19 protein-coding genes are annotated in these 18,354 nt (G+C 65.2%); 12 read left to right on the top strand and 7 right to left on the bottom strand.

Annotated features, from left to right (window positions below; all coding sequences use genetic code 11):
* Positions 1–24: 24 nt before the first annotated feature.
* A complete protein-coding gene (locus CSC73_RS03930) occupies positions 25–693 on the bottom strand; it encodes a thermostable hemolysin (RefSeq protein WP_163839114.1) in 669 nt (222 codons plus the stop codon).
* A 474-nt stretch (positions 694–1,167) separates the two neighbouring features.
* Between CSC73_RS03930 and CSC73_RS03925 the strand changes: the two genes are divergently transcribed.
* Positions 1,168–1,596, top strand: coding sequence for a host attachment protein (locus tag CSC73_RS03925; RefSeq protein WP_211840805.1), 429 nt, complete (start codon positions 1,168–1,170; stop codon positions 1,594–1,596).
* Entirely contained in the window at positions 1,593–2,093 is a 501-nt protein-coding gene (locus tag CSC73_RS03920; protein WP_163839112.1) for a CDP-archaeol synthase, read from the top strand. The genes CSC73_RS03925 and CSC73_RS03920 overlap by 4 nt, the downstream gene beginning before the upstream one ends.
* 107 nt (positions 2,094–2,200) lie before the next feature.
* Here CSC73_RS03920 and CSC73_RS03915 read toward each other — a convergent pair whose 3' ends face one another.
* Positions 2,201–2,962, bottom strand: coding sequence for an SDR family NAD(P)-dependent oxidoreductase (locus tag CSC73_RS03915; protein WP_246197330.1), 762 nt, complete (start codon positions 2,960–2,962; stop codon positions 2,201–2,203).
* Positions 2,963–2,972: 10 nt separating this feature from the next.
* Between CSC73_RS03915 and CSC73_RS03910 the strand changes: the two genes are divergently transcribed.
* Positions 2,973–3,113 (top strand): hypothetical protein, encoded by a 141-nt coding sequence (locus CSC73_RS03910; protein ID WP_163839110.1) that lies wholly within the window; start codon positions 2,973–2,975, stop codon positions 3,111–3,113.
* Positions 3,114–3,135: 22 nt separating this feature from the next.
* Here CSC73_RS03910 and CSC73_RS03905 read toward each other — a convergent pair whose 3' ends face one another.
* The 3 genes from CSC73_RS03905 to CSC73_RS03895 form a co-directional block, all read right to left on the bottom strand.
* Entirely contained in the window at positions 3,136–4,155 is a 1,020-nt protein-coding gene (locus CSC73_RS03905; RefSeq protein ID WP_246197328.1) for a zinc-dependent alcohol dehydrogenase family protein, read from the bottom strand.
* Between the two features lie 208 nt (positions 4,156–4,363).
* Positions 4,364–5,605: a ferredoxin reductase family protein gene (locus CSC73_RS03900; protein ID WP_246197352.1), complete on the bottom strand. Its 1,242-nt coding sequence runs from the start codon at positions 5,603–5,605 to the stop codon at positions 4,364–4,366.
* A 334-nt stretch (positions 5,606–5,939) separates the two neighbouring features.
* A complete protein-coding gene (locus CSC73_RS03895; protein ID WP_163839109.1) occupies positions 5,940–6,635 on the bottom strand; it encodes a VIT1/CCC1 transporter family protein in 696 nt (231 codons plus the stop codon).
* Positions 6,636–6,924: 289 nt separating this feature from the next.
* On the opposite strand from CSC73_RS03895, the gene CSC73_RS03890 reads away from it, so the two are divergent.
* Both CSC73_RS03890 and CSC73_RS03885 read left to right on the top strand, forming a co-directional pair.
* Entirely contained in the window at positions 6,925–7,671 is a 747-nt protein-coding gene (locus tag CSC73_RS03890) for a cytochrome b/b6 domain-containing protein (RefSeq protein WP_163839108.1), read from the top strand.
* Between the two features lie 27 nt (positions 7,672–7,698).
* On the top strand, positions 7,699–8,274 hold the full coding sequence (locus CSC73_RS03885) for a helix-turn-helix transcriptional regulator (protein WP_211840803.1): 576 nt from the start codon (positions 7,699–7,701) through the stop codon (positions 8,272–8,274).
* A gap of 232 nt (positions 8,275–8,506) precedes the next feature.
* Here the strand turns inward: CSC73_RS03885 and CSC73_RS03880 are convergent, their stop codons facing one another.
* On the bottom strand, positions 8,507–8,827 hold the full coding sequence (locus CSC73_RS03880) for an ArsR/SmtB family transcription factor (protein ID WP_163839107.1): 321 nt from the start codon (positions 8,825–8,827) through the stop codon (positions 8,507–8,509).
* Positions 8,828–8,846: 19 nt separating this feature from the next.
* On the bottom strand, positions 8,847–9,212 hold the full coding sequence (locus tag CSC73_RS03875) for a rhodanese-like domain-containing protein (protein ID WP_163839106.1): 366 nt from the start codon (positions 9,210–9,212) through the stop codon (positions 8,847–8,849).
* A 142-nt stretch (positions 9,213–9,354) separates the two neighbouring features.
* Between CSC73_RS03875 and CSC73_RS03870 the strand changes: the two genes are divergently transcribed.
* The 7 genes from CSC73_RS03870 to CSC73_RS03840 all read left to right on the top strand — a co-directional run bounded on the left by CSC73_RS03870 (position 9,355) and on the right by CSC73_RS03840 (position 18,346).
* On the top strand, positions 9,355–10,638 hold the full coding sequence (locus tag CSC73_RS03870) for an NAD(P)/FAD-dependent oxidoreductase (RefSeq protein WP_163839105.1): 1,284 nt from the start codon (positions 9,355–9,357) through the stop codon (positions 10,636–10,638).
* A 33-nt stretch (positions 10,639–10,671) separates the two neighbouring features.
* Entirely contained in the window at positions 10,672–10,887 is a 216-nt protein-coding gene (locus CSC73_RS03865; protein ID WP_163839104.1) for a YgaP family membrane protein, read from the top strand.
* Complete coding sequence (locus tag CSC73_RS03860) at positions 10,884–11,993, top strand: efflux RND transporter periplasmic adaptor subunit (protein ID WP_163839103.1); 1,110 nt, start codon at positions 10,884–10,886, stop codon at positions 11,991–11,993. The genes CSC73_RS03865 and CSC73_RS03860 overlap by 4 nt, the downstream gene beginning before the upstream one ends.
* Positions 11,986–15,258 carry an efflux RND transporter permease subunit gene (locus CSC73_RS03855; RefSeq protein ID WP_163839102.1) on the top strand — a complete coding sequence of 1,091 codons (3,273 nt, stop codon included), beginning with the start codon at positions 11,986–11,988 and terminating at the stop codon, positions 15,256–15,258. Before CSC73_RS03860 ends, CSC73_RS03855 begins: the two co-directional genes overlap by 8 nt.
* A 14-nt stretch (positions 15,259–15,272) precedes the next feature.
* Positions 15,273–15,752 carry an OsmC family protein gene (locus CSC73_RS03850; RefSeq protein WP_163839101.1) on the top strand — a complete coding sequence of 160 codons (480 nt, stop codon included), beginning with the start codon at positions 15,273–15,275 and terminating at the stop codon, positions 15,750–15,752.
* A gap of 216 nt (positions 15,753–15,968) precedes the next feature.
* Positions 15,969–17,456, top strand: a complete 1,488-nt coding sequence (locus CSC73_RS03845) for a thymidine phosphorylase family protein (protein ID WP_246197350.1) — start codon at positions 15,969–15,971, stop codon at positions 17,454–17,456.
* The gene (locus CSC73_RS03840; RefSeq protein ID WP_163839099.1) at positions 17,453–18,346 is read left to right on the top strand and encodes a ribose-phosphate pyrophosphokinase; all 894 of its coding nucleotides are present in this window, start codon (positions 17,453–17,455) and stop codon (positions 18,344–18,346) included. The genes CSC73_RS03845 and CSC73_RS03840 overlap by 4 nt, the downstream gene beginning before the upstream one ends.
* The last annotated feature ends 8 nt before the right edge of the window (positions 18,347–18,354 follow it).

Below are 18,354 nucleotides of genomic sequence, written 5' to 3'. Positions count from 1 at the left end.
CCAGCAGGCGAGAAGGATAGGCGCTCACAGTGCACCTGCCAGAGCCGGCTTGATGTGTTGAACTGGGCTGTCCGCGGCATCCAACTTCAGTTGTTGCTGGAGGTAGGCATGCCCGGAGACTACGTTGCCGCACATGACCCGAGGCTCGGAGTCGTAGTAGCGCCCCCATTGCAGCCGGTCGCCGCCCAGTCGATCCGCTCTGGCTTCGGCCAGTTCGATCGTGGACAAGTGCAGGCGGTCGAATGCGTTGCGAAGTTGCTTGGTCGCGGCGAACAATACCCAGCGGACATGCGCGGAATGCAAGGTACAAGTGAGCTGCAGAATCAGCTCGCGTGCCGTTCCAGGCGTTAATGCGGCGAAATTTCCGACTTCGGCGAGCGCCGTGCGCGGGACATTGGCGATTTGGCGTTGAGCGATCACATGTTCCGCGCGGCCATCAAGGTATTGCTCTACGAACAGGTCTCCCTCGCTGCCTAGCCGTAATCCTACCGCGGCAAGCATATTCCCATCGGTGTCGCGATACGCCAGCAGGTGCGGGAGAAAGCTGTGCAACGAGGCCTCATATCGCTCCCGATAGATCTTCCTGATGAACTCTTCGACTGCGGGGCGCTGTGGATCGTTCGACGAAACCAGGCTGGCGTGAGCAAAACGGCCAGGAAGCGGGGCAAGTATTGAGGTGGGGATCCAAGACATGCCGCGCAGCTTGGCGGCGTTGGATTAAGGCTCAATTAGCCGCAAGTAAAAAGCCGGTTAGATTTTCGGCAGAAAATTGTCGCGGTTCAGCTACGGGATTTTGAGCCAGGATGAGTGCTCAGTTTCTACCCCTGCTGCAGCTGCAGCTCGCTAACCGAGAATCGGTGGGTCGGCTGTGGGTGGAGACTTTGCACATCCGTTGTCTTCGTTAACCTTGAGCAAGGGTGCAGGACGCTGCTGGAGTCGGCGATTCGGTTTATCGGAACGCTTGATCTTTGAATCCGGCCATCCCTGCTTGTTCCTGCCGGAAGATTGGCCGGTAGACCGGCCTGCGCGCCGCATCGTCGTTGGTTGGAATGGCGGTCGGGAAGCGGCGCGGCCGATCGTCGGTTCCCGGAATACGTTGACGAAGATCAACATGGCTTGGGATCCCGGAGGAATACTGGTCTTCTCTTCATTTCCATGAGAAGAATGATGTCCGCCACCTGGATACTGGTCGCCGATGGCGCCAAAGCGAGACTGTTCGCGGTTGAAAAGGACCATTCGATCGTCGAGCTCGAGGATCGCGTCAATCCCGAGGGCGCGGCAAGCGGCCGCGAATTGTCGCGGGACCGGCCACCAAGCACCCACGACAGCTTCGGCCATGGCCGGCACAGCATCGAGCCGCATACCAGTCTCCGGCAGAAGAGCGCCGAGGCGTTCGCACGCGAACTGAACGATGTACTGGAGCAAGGCCGCCTGGACCACCGTTATGGGAATGTCGTGCTGATCGCGCCAGCGCGTTTCCTGGGCACGCTCAACGCCGCATTGAACAAGCACGTCCGCGCTTGCGTAACCACCGGGCTGCCCAAGGACCTGACCCAGGCGGATGCGCAGACCATTCTGGACCACCTGCCGATTTGACCATCAGACTGCTCGAGCTGCTTTACTTCATGGCGCCCGCCTATCTGGCGAACATGGCGCCGCCGTTCGCGCGCTATTGGCCAGGTTGGAATAGGCCGATCCATGAACGTTTGCTCGGCAGCCACAAGACGGTAGCCGGCGCGATGATGGGCGTGGTTGCCGGCATCCTAGCCACCGCTGCGCAGGCGGCTATCGATGCGCCGTTCGGCCTGGTCGACTATGCGTACTGGCCGTTGCTGGGATTGGGTTTCGGCGTCGGAGCGATGGCGGGCGATTGCCTGAAGAGCCTGTTCAAGCGGCGCCTGGGCGTCGCGGCCGGAGTGCCGTGGGTGCCCTTCGATCAGCTCGATTTTCCGATCGGCGCGCTGGCGTTGGTCGGGCCCTGGGCCAGGCTGTCCTGGCTGGATGTATCGCTTATCCTCGCCGTCACTTTCATCGGCGACCTGGCGGTGAACCGCATCGCTTTCCGGATCGGGATCAAGGACAGCGCGTGGTGACTGACGGCATCGGCGGAATTCCCGCGCCGCATCGGATTCGCCGGCGAGTTCCGAATCCAGGCACGCCATGCCGGTGAACGCCGTCCGCGGTCAGGGATCGTCTTTCGTCAGCGGGCCGTATAGCCGCCGTCGATCACCAGTTCGGCGCCGGTCATGAACTTCGACTCGTCCGAGGCAAGGTAGACCACGCCCCAGGCGATATCGTCCGGCTCGCCCATGTGCCCGAGCGGGTGCAAGCGGCCCACCTCCTCGCGTGCGGCCTGCATATCCACGGCGCCGCTGGCGGCCAGATGCTCCTTTACCATCGGCGTCCAGATATAGCCCGGATGCACCGAGTTCACCCGGATGCGATCCGCTGCGTAGATCATCGCGTCGGTCTTGGTCATCAGCCGCACGGCGCCCTTGGCGGCGTGATAGGGAGGCACGTCCGGCGCGCCGACCAGGCCGTAGATCGACGACAGATTGATGATGCTGCCGCCGCCGGCGCGGCGCAGATGCGCAATGGCGTGCTTGGTGCAGAAGAACACGCCTTTGACGTTGATCGCCTGCACCCGGTCCCACTCTTCCTCGGTGATCTCGTGCGTGGGCTTGTTGGCGCCGGCGATGCCGGCGTTGTTCACCAACACGTGCACCGCGCCGAAATGCGCGGCCGCGCCATCGACCGCTTCGCGCACTGCGCGTTCGCTGGAGACATCCACATGCCAATAGCGGGCCTTGACGCCGCGTGCCTGCAACTCACCGGCCAGGGCCTGGCCGGCTTCATCGAGTACATCGAACAGGGCCAGGTTCGCTCCTTCGTCGGCGAGGCGCTGGGCGCAGGCATTGCCGATCCCGAGTGCGGCCCCTGTGACGATGCAGGTTCTGTTCATGACTCTATTCATGACTCGATTCCTCGTGCCCGCCGGCCGATTGCGACGATTGCCGTATACGCAACCGGTAAGCCGACTGGCAGTGGAAACCCGCAGCGGCGGCGCGGTATTGATCCAGGTCAACCGGATATCCGTTTATATGGGCCGGTGAAGAGGCGAACCGCGCGCCGAGGTCAGTCCGGCACCAGCACCGCAGCTCCCTGGATCCGCCCTCCGCGCAGGGCATCCAGCGCAAGATTGGCTTCGCCGAGCGCGTAACGCCGTACTTGCGTATGCACGCCTGCGCCGGCGGCCGCATCGAAGAATGTTTCCGCGTCATGGCGGGTAAGGTTGGCGACCGACACCAGCTGGCGCTCCTCCCACAACAGACGGTACGGGAAGCGCGGGATGTCGGTCATGTGGATGCCGGCGCAGATTACGCGACCGCCTTTGCGCACAGAACCGAGCGCGATGGGCACCAGATCGCCGACGGGGGCGAAGATGATCGCGGCATCCAGGGACTCCGGCGCCCGCTGATCCGAATCGCCCGCCCAGAGGGCACCCAAGGACATTGCGAATGCCTGCGCCGAACGGTCGCCGGGCCGGGTGAACGCATAAACCTCGGTTCCGCGCCACCGGGCGAGTTGGGCGACGATATGCGCGGCAGCGCCGAATCCGAAGATTCCCAATCGCCCGCAAGACCCCGCGGCCTTCAATGCGCGCCAGCCGATCAGGCCTGCGCACAACAGCGGCGAAGCCGCGACCGGATCCGTCCATCGCGACCCCAGGCGTACGCAGAAGGCCGCGTTGGCGATCAAATGCGTCGCATAGCCGCCATCGCGCGTACAGCCGGTGAACTCCGCGAAATCGCAGAGATTCTCGAGACCCCGCCTGCAATATTCGCAGCACCCGCAGGTGCGCGCCAGCCAGGGTACGCCGACGCGTTCGCCGAGTTCTAACGCGACCACGCCCGGTCCGCACGCATCGACCAAGCCAACGACTTCATGACCCGGCACGATGGGATAGACGGCCTGCGGCAATTCGCCGTCGACGATGTGCAGGTCGGTACGGCAGACACCGCAAGCCTCCACTCGGATCCGGATCTCGCCGGCTTGCGGAAGGGGCAGGGGGCGGCGAGTCTCGACCAGTGCCGAATTCGGGCGCTCGAGGAGCATCGCGCGCATCTCGACCGGTATTTCGGCTGGCGGATTCATGCGACTGCCCTCCCGGCGGCGGGAAAAAGCGTTGCGACGCGCCAGATGGCCATGGCGGCGCTTCCGCCATGGACGCGCGCTTGCCGGCACATGGGTTTCTGCGGTTGCCATTGCGGTGCGCATGAAGCCTTCCAACTGCCGGCGTGCGGCATCGAGGCAGACAACACCGTTGCTGCCTGTGCAGACATCCGGCACGGCGACCATCTCATCAACGAAACTCGAAGAGTTCGTGGCGAAGGCGGTCGTCCGGCACGCCGGTTTCGCGCATCAGCGAACGCAATTGCCTGAGCAGCCCTTTGGGACCGCAAAAGCTGATTTGAACTTGCGCAGGCCCAGCCTGGGCGACGACTTGAGCGAAGCGGCGGCGGAACTCGGGCGCGCTGGGTCCCGTCGCGATGTCGACCAATTCCACACCGCGCTCCTCGGCCAACACCCGTGGGTCGGCCGCCTCCGGCAACTCGCGCCCGGGAGTGAAGAAGTGGAAGAACGTCACCCGTTCGAACCGACCTTCGTCCGCATCCTGCAGCCAAGCGAGAAAAGGCGTCACGCCCACGCCGCCTGCGATCCATATCTCTGCCTTCCCATCCGGCGAGCGCTGAAAGCGCCCGAACGGCGCATAGACCTCTACCGTCAATCCGGGCTCGGCTTCCCTCACCAAGCGTGCCGTATAGTCGCCAAGCGAACGTACCATGAAGGCGATGCTGCCATCCTCCTTGGCGGCACTCGCGATGGTGAATGGATGCGGCTCGCGCAGGCCATTCCGCTTGAAAGAGAGAAATGCGAATTGTCCGGGAACAAAGGGAATCTTCCTGCTCACCGGCGTGAGCCGAAGATGGACGGCGCTGGCGTTGGCGGAAACTGATTGCAGGCGGTACTCGGCATGCTGCGACAGCGAGGGATACAGGAGCAGCTTGTACGCTGCCGCGGCCACGCCCAGGACCGACAACGTCGCCAGCCATATCCCTGCCGGGCTGACCAACGCGACTGGCGATTTGAAGCTCAACCAGTGCGCGATGACTATCAGGAACAAAGGTCCGGACAATTTGTGCCACCAGCGCCAAACGCGGTACGGGATATTGCGGTTCAGCGCCAGCAGGACGATCAGCATCAGCGCCACGAAGCTCAACTGCCGTACCAGCCGCGTCGTCGGGCTTGGCAGGGCCAGGATGGCAGCGGTCTGCCATTCCGCATTCCCGGCCTTGAAGACGAGATGGATCGACCCGAACGCCAGAGCCCACACGCCCAGCCATTTATGCGTTTCGTAGACCCGATCCAGACCGCCGAAAATAGACTCGACCCACTTCCAGCGGGCGCCTAGTACGGCCGCCATCGCCATCAGCGAAACCGCTGCGATCCCGGAACCAAGACTGAGCGTTGCCGTGCTCCACCAAGTGCCGGTCGGGATCGCCGCCAGCATCGACGCGAAACTTGCCACAACCAGAAAAATCACCAACGACCTGGATCCAGGTCCAATGGGTCTTGCTGCAGTCAATCGGCCCGCATCATGCTTCACGATGATCACCTTATCTATCGGTCGCTATCGCCGCGTCGGAGACCCTGGAAAGCCATTGCCGCCAAAGTGCCATCGCAATATGGAACCGGTACGCAAGCGAAGTGTCTTCCGCACCCAAGTTTGCGTTAACGGGCGAACATTGCATTGATCAGGGTCAATTGCCGGCGCCGAATCCGAGGTCTCCGGCGGTCCCGTTGCGTTCTTTACCGCGCCCGGATGAGCGGACGGGATAGCGGTCCGTCGGTTGCGGGACTTCTCCGATGAAGCAGCCCTAGGCGAGGCCCGCGGTGCCGAACAGCTTTCCTATACCCGCGGTAATCGCCATCGCCAGCGCCCCCCATACCATCACCCGTATCGCGCCCCGCGCGATCGGCGCCCCGCCCATGCTTGCTGCGGAGCCGCCCAGCACTGCGAGCAGAACCAATGAGATCATTGCGATGACCATGGTCACGCTGCCTCCGCTCCAGAATGCAGCCACCGCCAAGGGCGGCGCCGCACCCACGCAGAACGACGCAGCCGACGCCAGCGCGGCCTGCAACGGACGAGCCAGCGTGGCTTCGTGGATGCCCAGTTCATCCCGCAGATGAGCGGCGAGCGGATCGGCTGCCGTCAGTTCCTTGGCCACATCGAGCGCCAAGGGAGCGCTGAGTCCCCGCTTTCGGTAAATCCCCGCCAACTCCTGCAATTCCGCCTCCGGCTGGGCGCTCAATTCGCGGCGCTCCTTTTCCGTGTCGGCGCGCTCCGTGTCCGATTGCGAGCTGACGGATACGTACTCACCGGCGGCCATCGACAGCGCACCCGCCACCAGTCCCGCCAGCCCAGCGAGCAGTACGCTACGCGTGGAAGCGTCTGCCGCGGAGACGCCGACAATCAGGCTGCTGGTCGAGATCAAACCATCATTGGCTCCGAGGACGGCGGCGCGAAGCCATCCGATTCTCTGATTCCGATGCCGTTCTGCGTGGTGCATGACGAATTCCTGGTGCGTAGGTGCGCGGCCTCGTGGTCGGCGATCAAGCGCCGCGCTCCGGTCACGTCCTTTCCTGTTTACCCCAATCGCCCGGCATGCGAGTGAGTGATTCTCAGTACGCATCCGAGCGAGCCTCGGACATTCGTCGAGGACTCGTGAATGGATCGATAGCGGTCGAAATTCATTTTCCGCAAATCGTTGATTCTTCTGGCGCTAGGTCATTCGCCTTATGGCGCGGCAGTGGTCATCCATCCAAAGTTCGGCGAATCCATTTCTCCAAGGAACTCCCATGCGTCCTTTGCTCGTCTACGATTGGCCTACCCGCATCTTCCATTGGCTGTTCGCCGGTTTCTTCGTGGCGGCCTTCGCCATTTCCAATCTGATCGAAGATGACTCTCTCGGATTCCCGCTGCATATGCTGGCGGGTTTGGCGATGTGCGGCGTCATCCTGTTGCGGCTTGTCTGGTCCTTGGTGGGGACCCGTCATGCGCGGCTCTCCGACCTGGTCTTGGGGCCAGTACCTCTGTTCGCCTACTTCAAAGGGATGTTCTCCGGCACTACCCAGCGCTGGGTCGGCCACAACCCGGCCTCCAGCTGGGCGGCAGTGGCCATGGTTTGTCTTGGGCTGGGGCTGGGCGCAACGGGCTACCTGATGGCGACCGGTCCCGAAAGCGAACTTCTGGAGGAGGCGCATGAGTTGATGGCCAATGCATTTCTCGTCGTCGTTCTGATGCATCTCGGAGGACTGGTTGCACACGCGCTGCGGCATCGCGACCGTCTGGCAGTCAGCATGGTGACGGGCAGGAAACAGGTTCCCTCCCCGGATCAACCCGCGGTGCGCACCCGTCCTTTCGTCGGACTGGTGTTCGTTGTGCTGACGGGATTGTCCGTCGTTTATCTGCTTCGGCACTATGATGGGCAAGCGCGCACCTTGGGTCTGTTTGGCCAGACGCTGCAGCTCGGCGAACGCGAAACGAGCCAGGAATCCGGTGGGGCGGACGGGGGCGGGCAGGAGGCCGAAGAAGAGCACGAATGAAGATTTCGATGGGCGAGGCCAGGAGCGATGACGAAAGCGAGCGATGCGGCGACATCTCAAGGGCATGGCATTGGGTCGAGGGAGCGCGTCGTCACTGCAACGGTGCTTGCGCTGATCGCGCTTCTGGCCACCGTCGATCTTCTGGTCGACTTGCGGGATGGGGTGACGGCATGGCATGTCCTGGCAGAAGCCGTGGCTGCCGCGACTGCGTGTTTCGGCGCGTTCTACCTGCTACGCGGTGCGTGGGAACTCCGTCGGCGCCTGGATGTGCAAGCCCGTGACTTCTCGACCTTCCGGCGACAGGCCGAGGCTTGGCGAGCCGAGTCGAGAAACCATGTCGAAGGGTTGTCGCTCGCCATCGCCCGGCAGCTGGACCAATGGCAGCTGTCGGACGCCGAAAAGGAAGTGGCCTTCCTGTTGCTCAAGGGCCTGAGCCTGAAGGACATTGCCGCCGTGCGCCGCACCACGGAGAAAACCGCGCGGGTGCAATCCAGTGCGGTATACGCGAAGTCCGGCCTTGCCGGTCGTTCGGAGTTGTCGGCTTTCTTCCTGGAGGACTTGCTTCCGCCGACTGCGGTCCCAGCATCGGTCGACAGGAGCTGAAGATCGCATTGCGCGTCCCGGTCTATCGGAGCGTTTGATCTTCGAATCCGGCCGTCCCCGCCTGCTCTTGCCGGAGGATTGGCCGGAAGGCCGGGCTGCGCGCCGCATTGTCGTTGGCTGGAATGACGGTCGGAACGCAGCACGGTTGAGCCAGTACGTGTGGAATCACGGGAATTTCCAGCCGCCTCACCCGGAAACGCCAGAATTTACGTGCCAACGCCGCTCAGCTGTCTTAACCGCAGTAAACAGCGTGCAGTGCCTGCAGAATCCGTTGCGCAGGGCCGGGCGCTATCGAATAGACGATGCTCTGCGCTTCGCGGCGGGTCCGCACCAGGCCATCGTCGCGCAGTACGGCCAGATGCTGGGAGAGGGCCGACTGGCTCAGCTCCAACAGCGCATTGAGTTCGCCGACCGAGCGTTCGGCTTCGACCAGCAGGCACAGGATCATCAGCCGCTTCTCGTTGGCCAGAGCCTTGAGCAGCTGGGCGGCATCGCCGGCATGCTCGCGCATTCGCTCGGCGTTGATCGGAGCTTGGATAGTGCGGCGCGCCATGAAGGGTTCCGTTGCGGTTTCATTCGGGTACGACGACCGGTAAATCGGCCTCGGTCCAGCCCATGATGCCACCGGTCAGCGACCTGACCCCATCGAAGCCCAGCATCGACAGGCTCAGCGCAGCCAGTGCGGCGCGGCCGCCGCTGCGGCAATACAGCACGATGGGGCGGGGCGGACCCGCCAGGGCCGGATGCGACCCGACCTGGAATTCGAGCACGCCGCGCGGAATATTGACCGCGCCGGGGAGATGGCCCGTGGCGAATTCGGCGGGTTCGCGCACATCGATCAGCACGGCGCCGGCGCCTTCGGCGGCGAACGCGTGCGGTGCGATTTCGACGATACGGCCGCGGGCATGTTCCACCAGTTGGTTCGCGGTGAGCGCCATTGGGACGATCCTTTAATATTAGTTGACACTAATATAAGAAAGATCTAAATTAAAAACAAGCAGGTTGATCGCCGGTGGCTTGACCAAGGTCAATGCCCCGGGGGCGGCACTGGCGAATATGGCTTACTACAGGAGATTCGCCATGGCCAAGATCATCGTCCTTGGAGCCGGTCTCGCCGGCATGAGCGCTGCCTACGAATTGCGCGAGCGGCTGGGCAAGGCGCACCCGGTCACCGTGGTCGGCGACGGCGACAGGTTCAGCTTCACGCCGTCCAATCCGTGGCTGGCCGTGGGCTGGCGCGAGGCCGACGATTTCACTTTCCCTGCCGGCGGGTATCTGGCGAAAAAAGACATCGCCTTCGTGCCCCACCGCGCTACGCGCATCGATGCCGAGAACAGCAAGATCGAGACCGCCGATGGCCGGGTTTTCGATTACGACTATCTGCTGATCTGCACCGGACCGCGACTGGCTTTCGAGGAGGTGCCGGGCACCGGCCCGGTGGCCGGGCATACGCAGTCGGTGTGCACCACGCCGCACGCGCAGCATGCCTGGGCCGCGTACCAGGAGTTTTTGAAGGATCCAGGGCCGATCGTCATCGGCGCGGTGCAGGGCGCGAGCTGTTTCGGACCGGCGTACGAGTTCGCGATGATCGTCGATGCGGACCTGCGCAAGCGGAAATTGCGTGACAAGGTGCCGATGACTTATGTGACCAGCGAGCCGTATATCGGCCACATGGGCCTGGGCGGAGTCGGCGATTCCAAAGGTCTGATGGAATCGGAGATGCGCCAGCGGCACATCCAGTGGATAGCCAATGCCAAGGTGAAGGAAGTGCGCGCGGGCGAGGCCGTGGTGATCGAGCACGATAGCCTGGGGCGGCCGCTGCGCGAACAGGCGCTGCCGTTCAAATTCTCCATGCTGCTGCCGGCGTTCAAGGGCGTAGAGGCCGTTGCGGCGGTCGAGGGCCTGTGCAATCCGCGCGGCTTCGTGCTCATCGACAAGCACCAGCGCAGTCCCAGGTACCAGCGGATATTCGCCGCGGGCGTGTGCGTGGCGATCCCGCCGGTGGAAGTCACGCCCATCGCCACGGGCGCGCCCAAGACCGGCTTCATGATCGAGTCGATGGTCACCACCATCGTCCGCAACATCGAGGCCGAACTGCAGGGCAGGTCCGCCGATTTCGAGGGCACCTGGAACGCGGTGTGCCTGGCCGACATGGGCGATACCGGTGCGGCGTTCGTGGCGCTGCCGCAGATCCCGCCGCGCAACGTGACCTGGACCAAGATCGGCAAGTGGGTGCACGTGGCCAAGGTCAGCTTCGAGAAGTACTTCCTCTACAAGATGCGCCACGGCACCTCGGAGCCGATCTACGAGAAATACATCATGGGCCTGCTCGGCATCGACCGGCTCAAGAACGACAAGCAATGATGCGCGCATCCCTTTTTCCATAGGAGAACACTCATGAACCTAGACCGTGCCGTCATGGCCTTCGCCGGCGTGATGATCCTCATCAGCGTCGCTTTGACCCAGCTCGTTTCGCCGTGGTGGTGGTTGCTGACCGCCTTCGTCGGCTTGAACCTGCTGCAATCCAGCATCACCGGCTTCTGTCCTGCGGCCATGATCATGCGCAAGCTCGGTGTCGGCAAAGGCGCCGCGCCCGGTTGCGGTTTCAGATGACCGGTCGCGAAAGTCAGCTGACCGTGCGAACGCGCGGGGTCCTCGCCGCCGGCCTGTCGCTGGCGCTGGCGGCTTGCGGGAGCGGGCCGCCGGCACCGGCCGCCCTGCCGGCGCTGTCCAGGCTGGAAACGGCGACGGCGCAGACGACGGGCGATGCGCGCGGCCGTGCCTGGGACGGCGTGGTCGAAGCCGTGCAGCAGGCGACGCTGGCTGCGCAGACCACTGGTCGCGTCACTGCGGTCAATGTCGACGTCAACGACCGGGTCGCGGCGGGCGATGTATTGCTCCGCCTCACCGCAGTCGAACAGCAGGCCGGCGCCGACACCGCACGCGCGCAACTGCGGGCGGCGGAAGCAGCGGCGATGGAGGCCGAAACCAACTACCGGCGCTTCGCCGCGCTGGCTTCCGGCCAGTACGTATCCCGCGCACAGGTCGATCTGGCGCGCGCGACGCGCGATAGCGCCGCCGCCGCCCGCGATGCCGCCCGCGCGCAACTCGCGCAGGCGGGGCAGCAGGCCGAGTACACGGTAGTGCGCGCGCCCTTTGCCGGCATCGTCAGCGCACGCGAAGTGGAGCCGGGCGAGAGCGTGGTGCCGGGTCAGGCGTTGTTGTCGCTTCACGCGCCCGGTGCGCTGCGCGTCGAAGTGCAGGTGCCGCAATCCGACGCCGCCGGCATCCGCGCCGCGAATCGCGCGCGGATCGTGCTTGACGACGGCCGCAGCCTGGACGCTGCGCAAGTGATCGTGTTCCCGGCCGCCGATCCGTCCACCCACAGCGTGGGCGTGCGCGCGGTGCTCCCGGATGTCGCCGACGCGCCGCAACCGGGCATCACCGCCAAGGTCGTGTTCCCGATCGCCGGCAATGCCGGCCTGGTGCGCATTCCGGCCGGGGCGGTGATGCAGCGTGGAGAAGTGAGCGGCGTGTACGTGCTGGCCTCCGGCAACCGCATCGCCCTGCGCCAGGTGCGGCTGGGCCAGCGCATCGGCGATGAGATGGAAGTCGTCGCAGGGCTCAAGGCGGGCGAGAAGGTCGCGCTCGATCCTGTCGCAGCGGGGCAGGCGCTAGCCGCGCAGCGGAAGACCGCCGCCGGGACCGGACATGGCTGAGGACGCCAGGCTTGGACTGTCCGGCCGCATCGCCGCCGCGTTCCAGTCCAACCCGCTGACCCCGATCCTGGCGATCCTGGGCCTGCTGCTGGGTCTGGTCGCGGTGCTCATCACGCCGCGCGAGGAAGAACCGCAGATCGACGTGACCATGGCGAACGTGTTCGTGCCGTTCGCCGGCGCCAGTGCGCGCGACGTCGAACAGTTGGTCAGCACGCCGCTGGAACAGAAGCTGTCCGAAATCGAAGGCATCAAGCATGTCTACTCGATCAGCCGCCCGGGCATGGCGGTACTGACGGTGGAATACACGGTCGGCGTCGAGCGCCAGCCGGCGATCGTGCGTCTGTACAACCAGGTCTTCTCCAATCAGGACTGGATGCCGGCCGGCGTCGGCGTCGGCCAGCCGCTGATCAAGCCCAAGGGGATAGACGACGTTCCGGTGATGAGCCTCACGCTGTGGACCGACGATCCGCAGCGCGGTGCCACCGAACTGGCCGAAGTCGCGCACACGCTGGAAACGGAAATAAAGCGCGTCGCCGGCACGCGCGATGTGTATACGCTCGGCGCGCCCGACCGGGTGGTGGCGGTGACGCTGGACCCGGCCAAACTGGCCGCCTACGGCCTGGCCGTGTCCGATTTGACCCAGGCGCTGCAGGCAGCCAATGCGGTGCGCCAGGTGGGCGAGCGTGTCGGGCCGCAAGGCGCGGTGCCGGTGACCGCCGGCGAGTTTCTCGCCGATGCCGATGCCGTCGCCGATCTGGTGATCGGTCTTGAGGGTGGCCGTCCTCTGCATCTGGCCGATGTCGCCGACGTGCGCGCCGGCGCCGACGTCCCCTCGCGTTACGCCTGGCACGGCGCGCCGGCCGGCCGCGACGGCCCCGTGTCAGGCCTGGCGCCGGCGGTGACGATCGCCGTGGCCAAGAAGCCCGGCAGCAACGCCGCCGACATCACCGGCGCCATCGCCGAGCGGATCGGGCAGCTGCAGGGCGAGCTGATTCCCGAAGGCGTGCACGTCACCGTCACCCGCGACTACGGCCGCACCGCCACCGACAAGGCGCAGAAACTGATCCAGAAACTGGCGTTCGCCACCGGCTCGGTGGTGCTGCTGGTGCTGTTCGCGTTGGGCTGGCGCGAAGCCATCGTGGTCGGCAGCGCAGTCGTGCTGACGCTGGCGATCACGCTGTTCGCTTCCTGGGCGATGGGCTTCACGCTCAACCGCGTTTCGCTGTTCGCGCTGATCTTCTCCATCGGCATTCTGGTCGACGACGCCATCGTCGTGGTCGAGAACATCCATCGGCATATGGCCATCCCCGCACGGAACGGCCGCCGCAAGACCTTGCGCGAAGCGATACCGCCGGCGGTGGACGAGGTCGGCGGGCCGACGATCCTGGCCACGTTCACCGTGATCGCCGCGCTGATGCCGATGGCGTTCGTGTCCGGCCTGATGGGGCCGTACATGCGTCCGATTCCGATCAACGCCTCGGTGGGCATGCTGCTGTCGCTGGCGATAGCGCTGGTGGTGACACCGTGGCTGTCGTTGAAACTGCTGTCGCGGCATGCCAAGGAGCACGCGCATCAAAGTCGGGGAGCCGAAGCGGCTGAAGAGGGAGAGACGCGCCTGCACCGTCTGTTCGGCAGGATCATGCGTCCGTTCCTCGATCGCGGCGCCGGTGGCCGGCGCCGCAAACTGTTGTTCGGTGGAATGGCCGTACTGGTCGTGGCCGCTGCTTCGCTGGCGGTGTTCGAACTGGTGGTGCTGAAGATGCTGCCGTTCGACAACAAGTCCGAGTTGCAGGTGGTCGTGGACCTGCCCGAGGGACGCACGCTGGAGGACACCAGCGCGCTGCTCACCGAACTCGCGGCCGTCGTCGACACCGTGCCGGAAGTGCTCGACTACCAGGGCTACGCCGGCACCGCGGCGCCGATGAATTTCAACGGGCTGGTGCGCCAGTACTTCCTGCGCAACGGCAGCAACATGGGCGACCTGCAGGTCAATCTGGTCGACAAGCACCAGCGCGACCGCCAGAGCCATGAGATCGCCCGCGCGTTGCGCCCCAGGCTGGCCGAGGTCGGCGCACGCCACGGCGCGTCGGTGAAAGTGGTCGAAGTGCCGCCGGGACCGCCGGTGCTGTCGCCGCTGGTGGCCGAACTCTACGGCCCCGACTACGCGCGCAGCCGCCGGCTGGCGCTCGAACTGGAAAAGCGTTTCGAGAAGACCGAAGGCATCGTCGATATCGATACCAGCGTGGAAAGCGATGCGCCGCGCGAAGTGGTGGTGGTCGACCGCGTCCGCGCCGCGCGGCTTGGCGTGCCGCAATCCGCGGTCGCCGATACCCTGGCTGCGGCCGTCTCGGGCGTGGACGCCGCATACGTCCACGACGGCGCCTCGAAGTATCCGCGACCCGTGCGCTTGCGCCTGCCGGTATCGGAACAGACCGGCATCGAGCGCCTGCTCGCGCTGCGCGTGCGCGGCGGATCGGGGCAGTGGGTGCAACTGTCGGAACTGGTGTCCGTGCGCAGCGCGCCGTGGGACGGCGCCATCCATCACAAGGACCTGTTGCCGGTGGTCTACGTGACCGGCGACGAGGCCGGCAAGCTCGACAGCCCGCTGTACGGCATGTTCGACCTGGTCGGACAGTTGCGCGACGCCAATGTCGACGGGCGGAAGCTTGGGCAGACCTTCATCGCGCAGCCCCTGGACACCAGCGATTTCGCGGTCAAATGGGACGGCGAATGGCAGATCACCTACGAGACCTTCCGCGACATGGGCATTGCCTACGCGGCCGGCATGGTGCTGATCTACCTGCTGGTGGTCGCGCAGTTCCGCAGCTATCTGGTGCCGTTGGTGATCATGGCGCCGATACCGCTGACCGTGATCGGCGTAATGCCCGGCCACGCGCTGCTAGGCGCGCAATTCACCGCGACTTCGATGATCGGCATGATCGCGCTGGCCGGCATCATCGTGCGCAACTCGATCCTGCTGGTGGATTTCATCAACCAGGCCGTCGCCGAAGGCCGCAGCGCCGAGGAAGCGGTCATCGAGGCCTGCGCCGTACGCGCGAAACCCATCGTGCTGACCGGCGTGGCGGCGATGCTGGGGGCATTCTTCATCCTCGACGACCCGATATTCAATGGTCTGGCGGTGTCCTTGATCTTCGGCATCCTGGTCAGCACGGCGCTCACGCTGGTGGTGATCCCGTTGCTGTATTACGTGTTGCTGGCGGCGCGGGAGCGCCACGCCGCGGCGAGCGGACCCCTCGAGGAATGAAAAAGGAGAAAGCGATGAGCATAGAGCAACCGATCCGCGTGACCCTGGAACTGGAAGAGGGCTATGCGTTCCGCATCCGCTTCGACGACAACGCGCTGGCGCCGCTGCTGAGCGACGAAACCGCGCCGCTGGGCGAAGGCCGCGGACCCAATCCGTCGCGGTTGCTGTTGGCGGCCATCGCCAACTGCCTGTCGGCCAGCCTGTTGTTCGCATTGCGCAAGTACAAGAACGCGCCCGGCGCGCTGCACGCAGAGATCACCGCCACGCCGATGCGCAACGCCGAGGGACGCTGGCGTATTCCGCAGGCTTTCGTCGAGATCCGCCTGACCGAAGGCGGCGAGGCGCATGCGCAGCTGGACCGCATCCTCGCGCAGTTCGAGGAGTTCTGCCTGGTCACCCAGAGCGTGCGCGAAGGCATCGATGTCGAAGTGACGGTGAAGGACGCCCATGGCCGGGTGCTGCTGGGCGACAAGAGCTTCGAGGCCGGCGCGTGAACGGTATCGGTTCCGTCGCCTGACGGACCGATGCCGTCCCCGGCCGTCGCCAGCGCGCGCCGCCGGCCCTGGTCCGGGACCTGGCCGCACAAGCATTGACCAGAGTCAATCCGGCATCCGGCGCAAGGAGTAGGGTGATGCGCGGATACATAGGCCCCTTGAATGCATTCCACCGATCCCGTCCATGACACCGCGGATTCCGGCATCCGATTGCCGGTGCGCCGCGCCGGTATCGATACCTATCGGCAGCCCGTGCTTTATCTGCACCAAGGCTGCCTGGTGTGCCGCGCCGAGGGGTTCGCCGCGCTGACGCGGATCAGGGTGAAGTGCGGCGATCGCGAAATCATCGCCATATTGAACGTGGTAACGGGCGGCTGGCTCGGCGAAGACGAAGCCGCGCTTTCCGAGGCGGCCTGGCAGGCATTGAGTCCCGGTCCAGGCGCGCTCGCCGAGTTCGCCCATGCCGAACCACCCGGATCCACAGGCGCAGTGCGGGCCAAAGTGTTTGGCGCACGCCTGGGCGAAGCCGAATTCGAGGCCGTGTTGCGGGATGTAATGACGGCCCGTCTGTCGGACATCGAACTGGCCGCGTTCGTCACCGCCTGCGCTGGCGACCGGATGGATCTGGACGAATCCGTGGCGCTGACGCGGGCGATGATCTCGGTAGGCGAGCGGCTCGACTGGGGATCGGGACCGGTCCTGGACAAGCATTGCGTAGGCGGCCTTCCCGGCAATCGCACTACGCCGATCGTCGTCTCCATTGTCGCTGCGCTCGGCTACCGCATTCCCAAGACCTCCTCGCGCGCCATCACTTCGCCGGCCGGGACCGCCGATGTCATGGCGACGATGACGAAGGTCGATCTGGAGCCCGATGCCTTGCGGCGCGTGGTGGAGCGCGAAGGCGGCTGCCTGGCGTCGGGCGGAAGGATGCGGTTGAGCCCGGCCGACGACATACTGATCCAGATCGAGCGGCCGCTGGACTTCGACAGCGATGGCCAGATGGTCGCGAGCATCCTGTCGAAGAAGGCGGCTGCCGGATCGACGCATGTACTGATCGATATTCCGGTCGGACCCACCGCCAAGATCCGGACGCCTGCGGCGGCGGACGCGATCGCACGGCGCCTCGCGTTCGTGGGCGAAGCGGTGGGATTGCGGGTGGGCATCCACCTTTCCGACGGACGCCAACCGGTCGGGTGGGGGATCGGGCCCGCGCTGGAGGCGCATGACGTCCTGGCCGTCCTGCGCAACGAAGCGGACGCGCCGAGCGATCTGCGCGAACGCGCACTCGACGTAGCGGGCGCCGTGCTCGATCTGTTGCCTGGAGCAGCGCAGGGCGGTGGGCGCGCGTTAGCCGGCGAAGTTCTCCGCTCCGGTGCCGCCCTTCGCAAGTTCCTGGCCATCTGTGCGGCGCAGGGAGGCTTCCAGGAGCCTGGGACAGCGCAGTTCATCAAACCCTGCGTTGCCCCGATTGGCGGCCGAATCATGTGCATCGACAATCGCCGCCTTGCGCGCGTCGCCAAGCTGGCGGGCGCGCCGCATGACGCCATCGCCGGAGTGACGTGCAGGTTGCGCGAAGGCGACCCTGTCGAACGCGGAGCGACGTTGTTCGAAGTGCATGCCGCGACGCGGGGCCAGCTGGCCTATGCGCTGGACTATGCCTCCGCGCATCCGGATATTCTGGCTGTTGGTCCTGGCCGGCCATGACGCCGGTTCTGCTCTCCTTCCCGGACGACCTATCGCTGGCGACAGCCGTCGCTGGCCGAATCGGCGCCCGCATGGGGCGTCTGGAGTGGCGGCATTTCCCCGATGGCGAATCCCTGATCGCGGTCGACGAAGAAGTTGCCGGCGCCGATGTCGTGCTGTTCGCCAGCCTCGACAATCCCGACCGGAAAGCATTGCCGCTGAGGTTCGCCGCACGGACCGCACGGGAATTCGGCGCACGCAAGGTGGGACTGGTGGCGCCGTATCTGGCCTACCTGCGCCAGGATGCCCGCTTTCATGCCGGCGAAAACATCAGTGCGAATGCATTCGCGGAGTTCCTGGACCAGAGCGTGGACTGGCTGGTGACCGTGGACCCGCATCTGCACCGCATACCGGCGCTCGGCGATGTGTTCCGGATGCCCGCCACGGCCGTCGCCTCAGCGCCACGGTTGGCCAGCTGGATTCGCAGTGAGGTCGCCCGACCGATGCTGATCGGACCGGATAGCGAAAGCGCCCAGTGGGTGGCGGATGTGGCGCATGAAGCAGGCGCTCCGTACGAGGTGTTGCGCAAGACCCGTCGCGGCGACCGTGAAGTCCAGGTCAGCCTCCCCGACATCGCACGCTTGCGCGGCTGCACGCCCGTACTCGTGGACGACATCGTATCCACCGGGCGTACTCTGATCGCCGCGCTTGAACAACTGCATCGATTGCAGTTGCCGCCGGCCGTATGCGTAGCCATTCACGCGATCTTCGCCGGCGATGCGTGGCGGGCCTTGCAGCGCGCCGGCGCGGGGCGGATCGTGAGCACCGATAGCATCGCCCATTCCAGCAATGCGATCAGCCTGGCCGAACCGATCGCGACCGCGGTCGCCGCGCATCTGGCCTCGAGCTAAGGGGATTT

Origin of the sequence: Pseudoxanthomonas sacheonensis (assembly GCF_010093305.1) — a bacterium.
GTDB classification, from domain to species: Bacteria; Pseudomonadota; Gammaproteobacteria; order Xanthomonadales; family Xanthomonadaceae; genus Pseudoxanthomonas_A; species Pseudoxanthomonas_A sacheonensis.
The sequence above is the reverse complement of the archived record's forward strand: the minus strand, read 5'-3'. Positions and strand labels throughout refer to the sequence as shown.

Bases quoted from the DNA above. Each gene is read 5' to 3' on its own strand.
- CSC73_RS03870 (WP_163839105.1), top strand. From the start codon at position 9,355: ATGGCCAAGATCATCGTCCTTGGAGCCGGTCTCGCCGGCATGAGCGCT.
- CSC73_RS03855 (WP_163839102.1), top strand. From the start codon at position 11,986: ATGGCTGAGGACGCCAGGCTTGGACTGTCCGGCCGCATCGCCGCCGCG.
- CSC73_RS03880 (WP_163839107.1), bottom strand. From the start codon at position 8,827: ATGGCGCGCCGCACTATCCAAGCTCCGATCAACGCCGAGCGAATGCGC.
- CSC73_RS03925 (WP_211840805.1), top strand. From the start codon at position 1,168: ATGTCCGCCACCTGGATACTGGTCGCCGATGGCGCCAAAGCGAGACTG.
- CSC73_RS03895 (WP_163839109.1), bottom strand. From the start codon at position 6,635: ATGCACCACGCAGAACGGCATCGGAATCAGAGAATCGGATGGCTTCGC.
- CSC73_RS03840 (WP_163839099.1), top strand. From the start codon at position 17,453: ATGACGCCGGTTCTGCTCTCCTTCCCGGACGACCTATCGCTGGCGACA.
- CSC73_RS03930 (WP_163839114.1), bottom strand. From the start codon at position 693: ATGTCTTGGATCCCCACCTCAATACTTGCCCCGCTTCCTGGCCGTTTT.
- CSC73_RS03850 (WP_163839101.1), top strand. From the start codon at position 15,273: ATGAGCATAGAGCAACCGATCCGCGTGACCCTGGAACTGGAAGAGGGC.
- CSC73_RS03910 (WP_163839110.1), top strand. From the start codon at position 2,973: ATGACTCGATTCCTCGTGCCCGCCGGCCGATTGCGACGATTGCCGTAT.
- CSC73_RS03890 (WP_163839108.1), top strand. From the start codon at position 6,925: ATGCGTCCTTTGCTCGTCTACGATTGGCCTACCCGCATCTTCCATTGG.
- CSC73_RS03885 (WP_211840803.1), top strand. From the start codon at position 7,699: ATGACGAAAGCGAGCGATGCGGCGACATCTCAAGGGCATGGCATTGGG.
- CSC73_RS03875 (WP_163839106.1), bottom strand. From the start codon at position 9,212: ATGGCGCTCACCGCGAACCAACTGGTGGAACATGCCCGCGGCCGTATC.
- CSC73_RS03860 (WP_163839103.1), top strand. From the start codon at position 10,884: ATGACCGGTCGCGAAAGTCAGCTGACCGTGCGAACGCGCGGGGTCCTC.
- CSC73_RS03905 (WP_246197328.1), bottom strand. From the start codon at position 4,155: ATGAATCCGCCAGCCGAAATACCGGTCGAGATGCGCGCGATGCTCCTC.
- CSC73_RS03865 (WP_163839104.1), top strand. From the start codon at position 10,672: ATGAACCTAGACCGTGCCGTCATGGCCTTCGCCGGCGTGATGATCCTC.
- CSC73_RS03915 (WP_246197330.1), bottom strand. From the start codon at position 2,962: ATGAACAGAACCTGCATCGTCACAGGGGCCGCACTCGGGATCGGCAAT.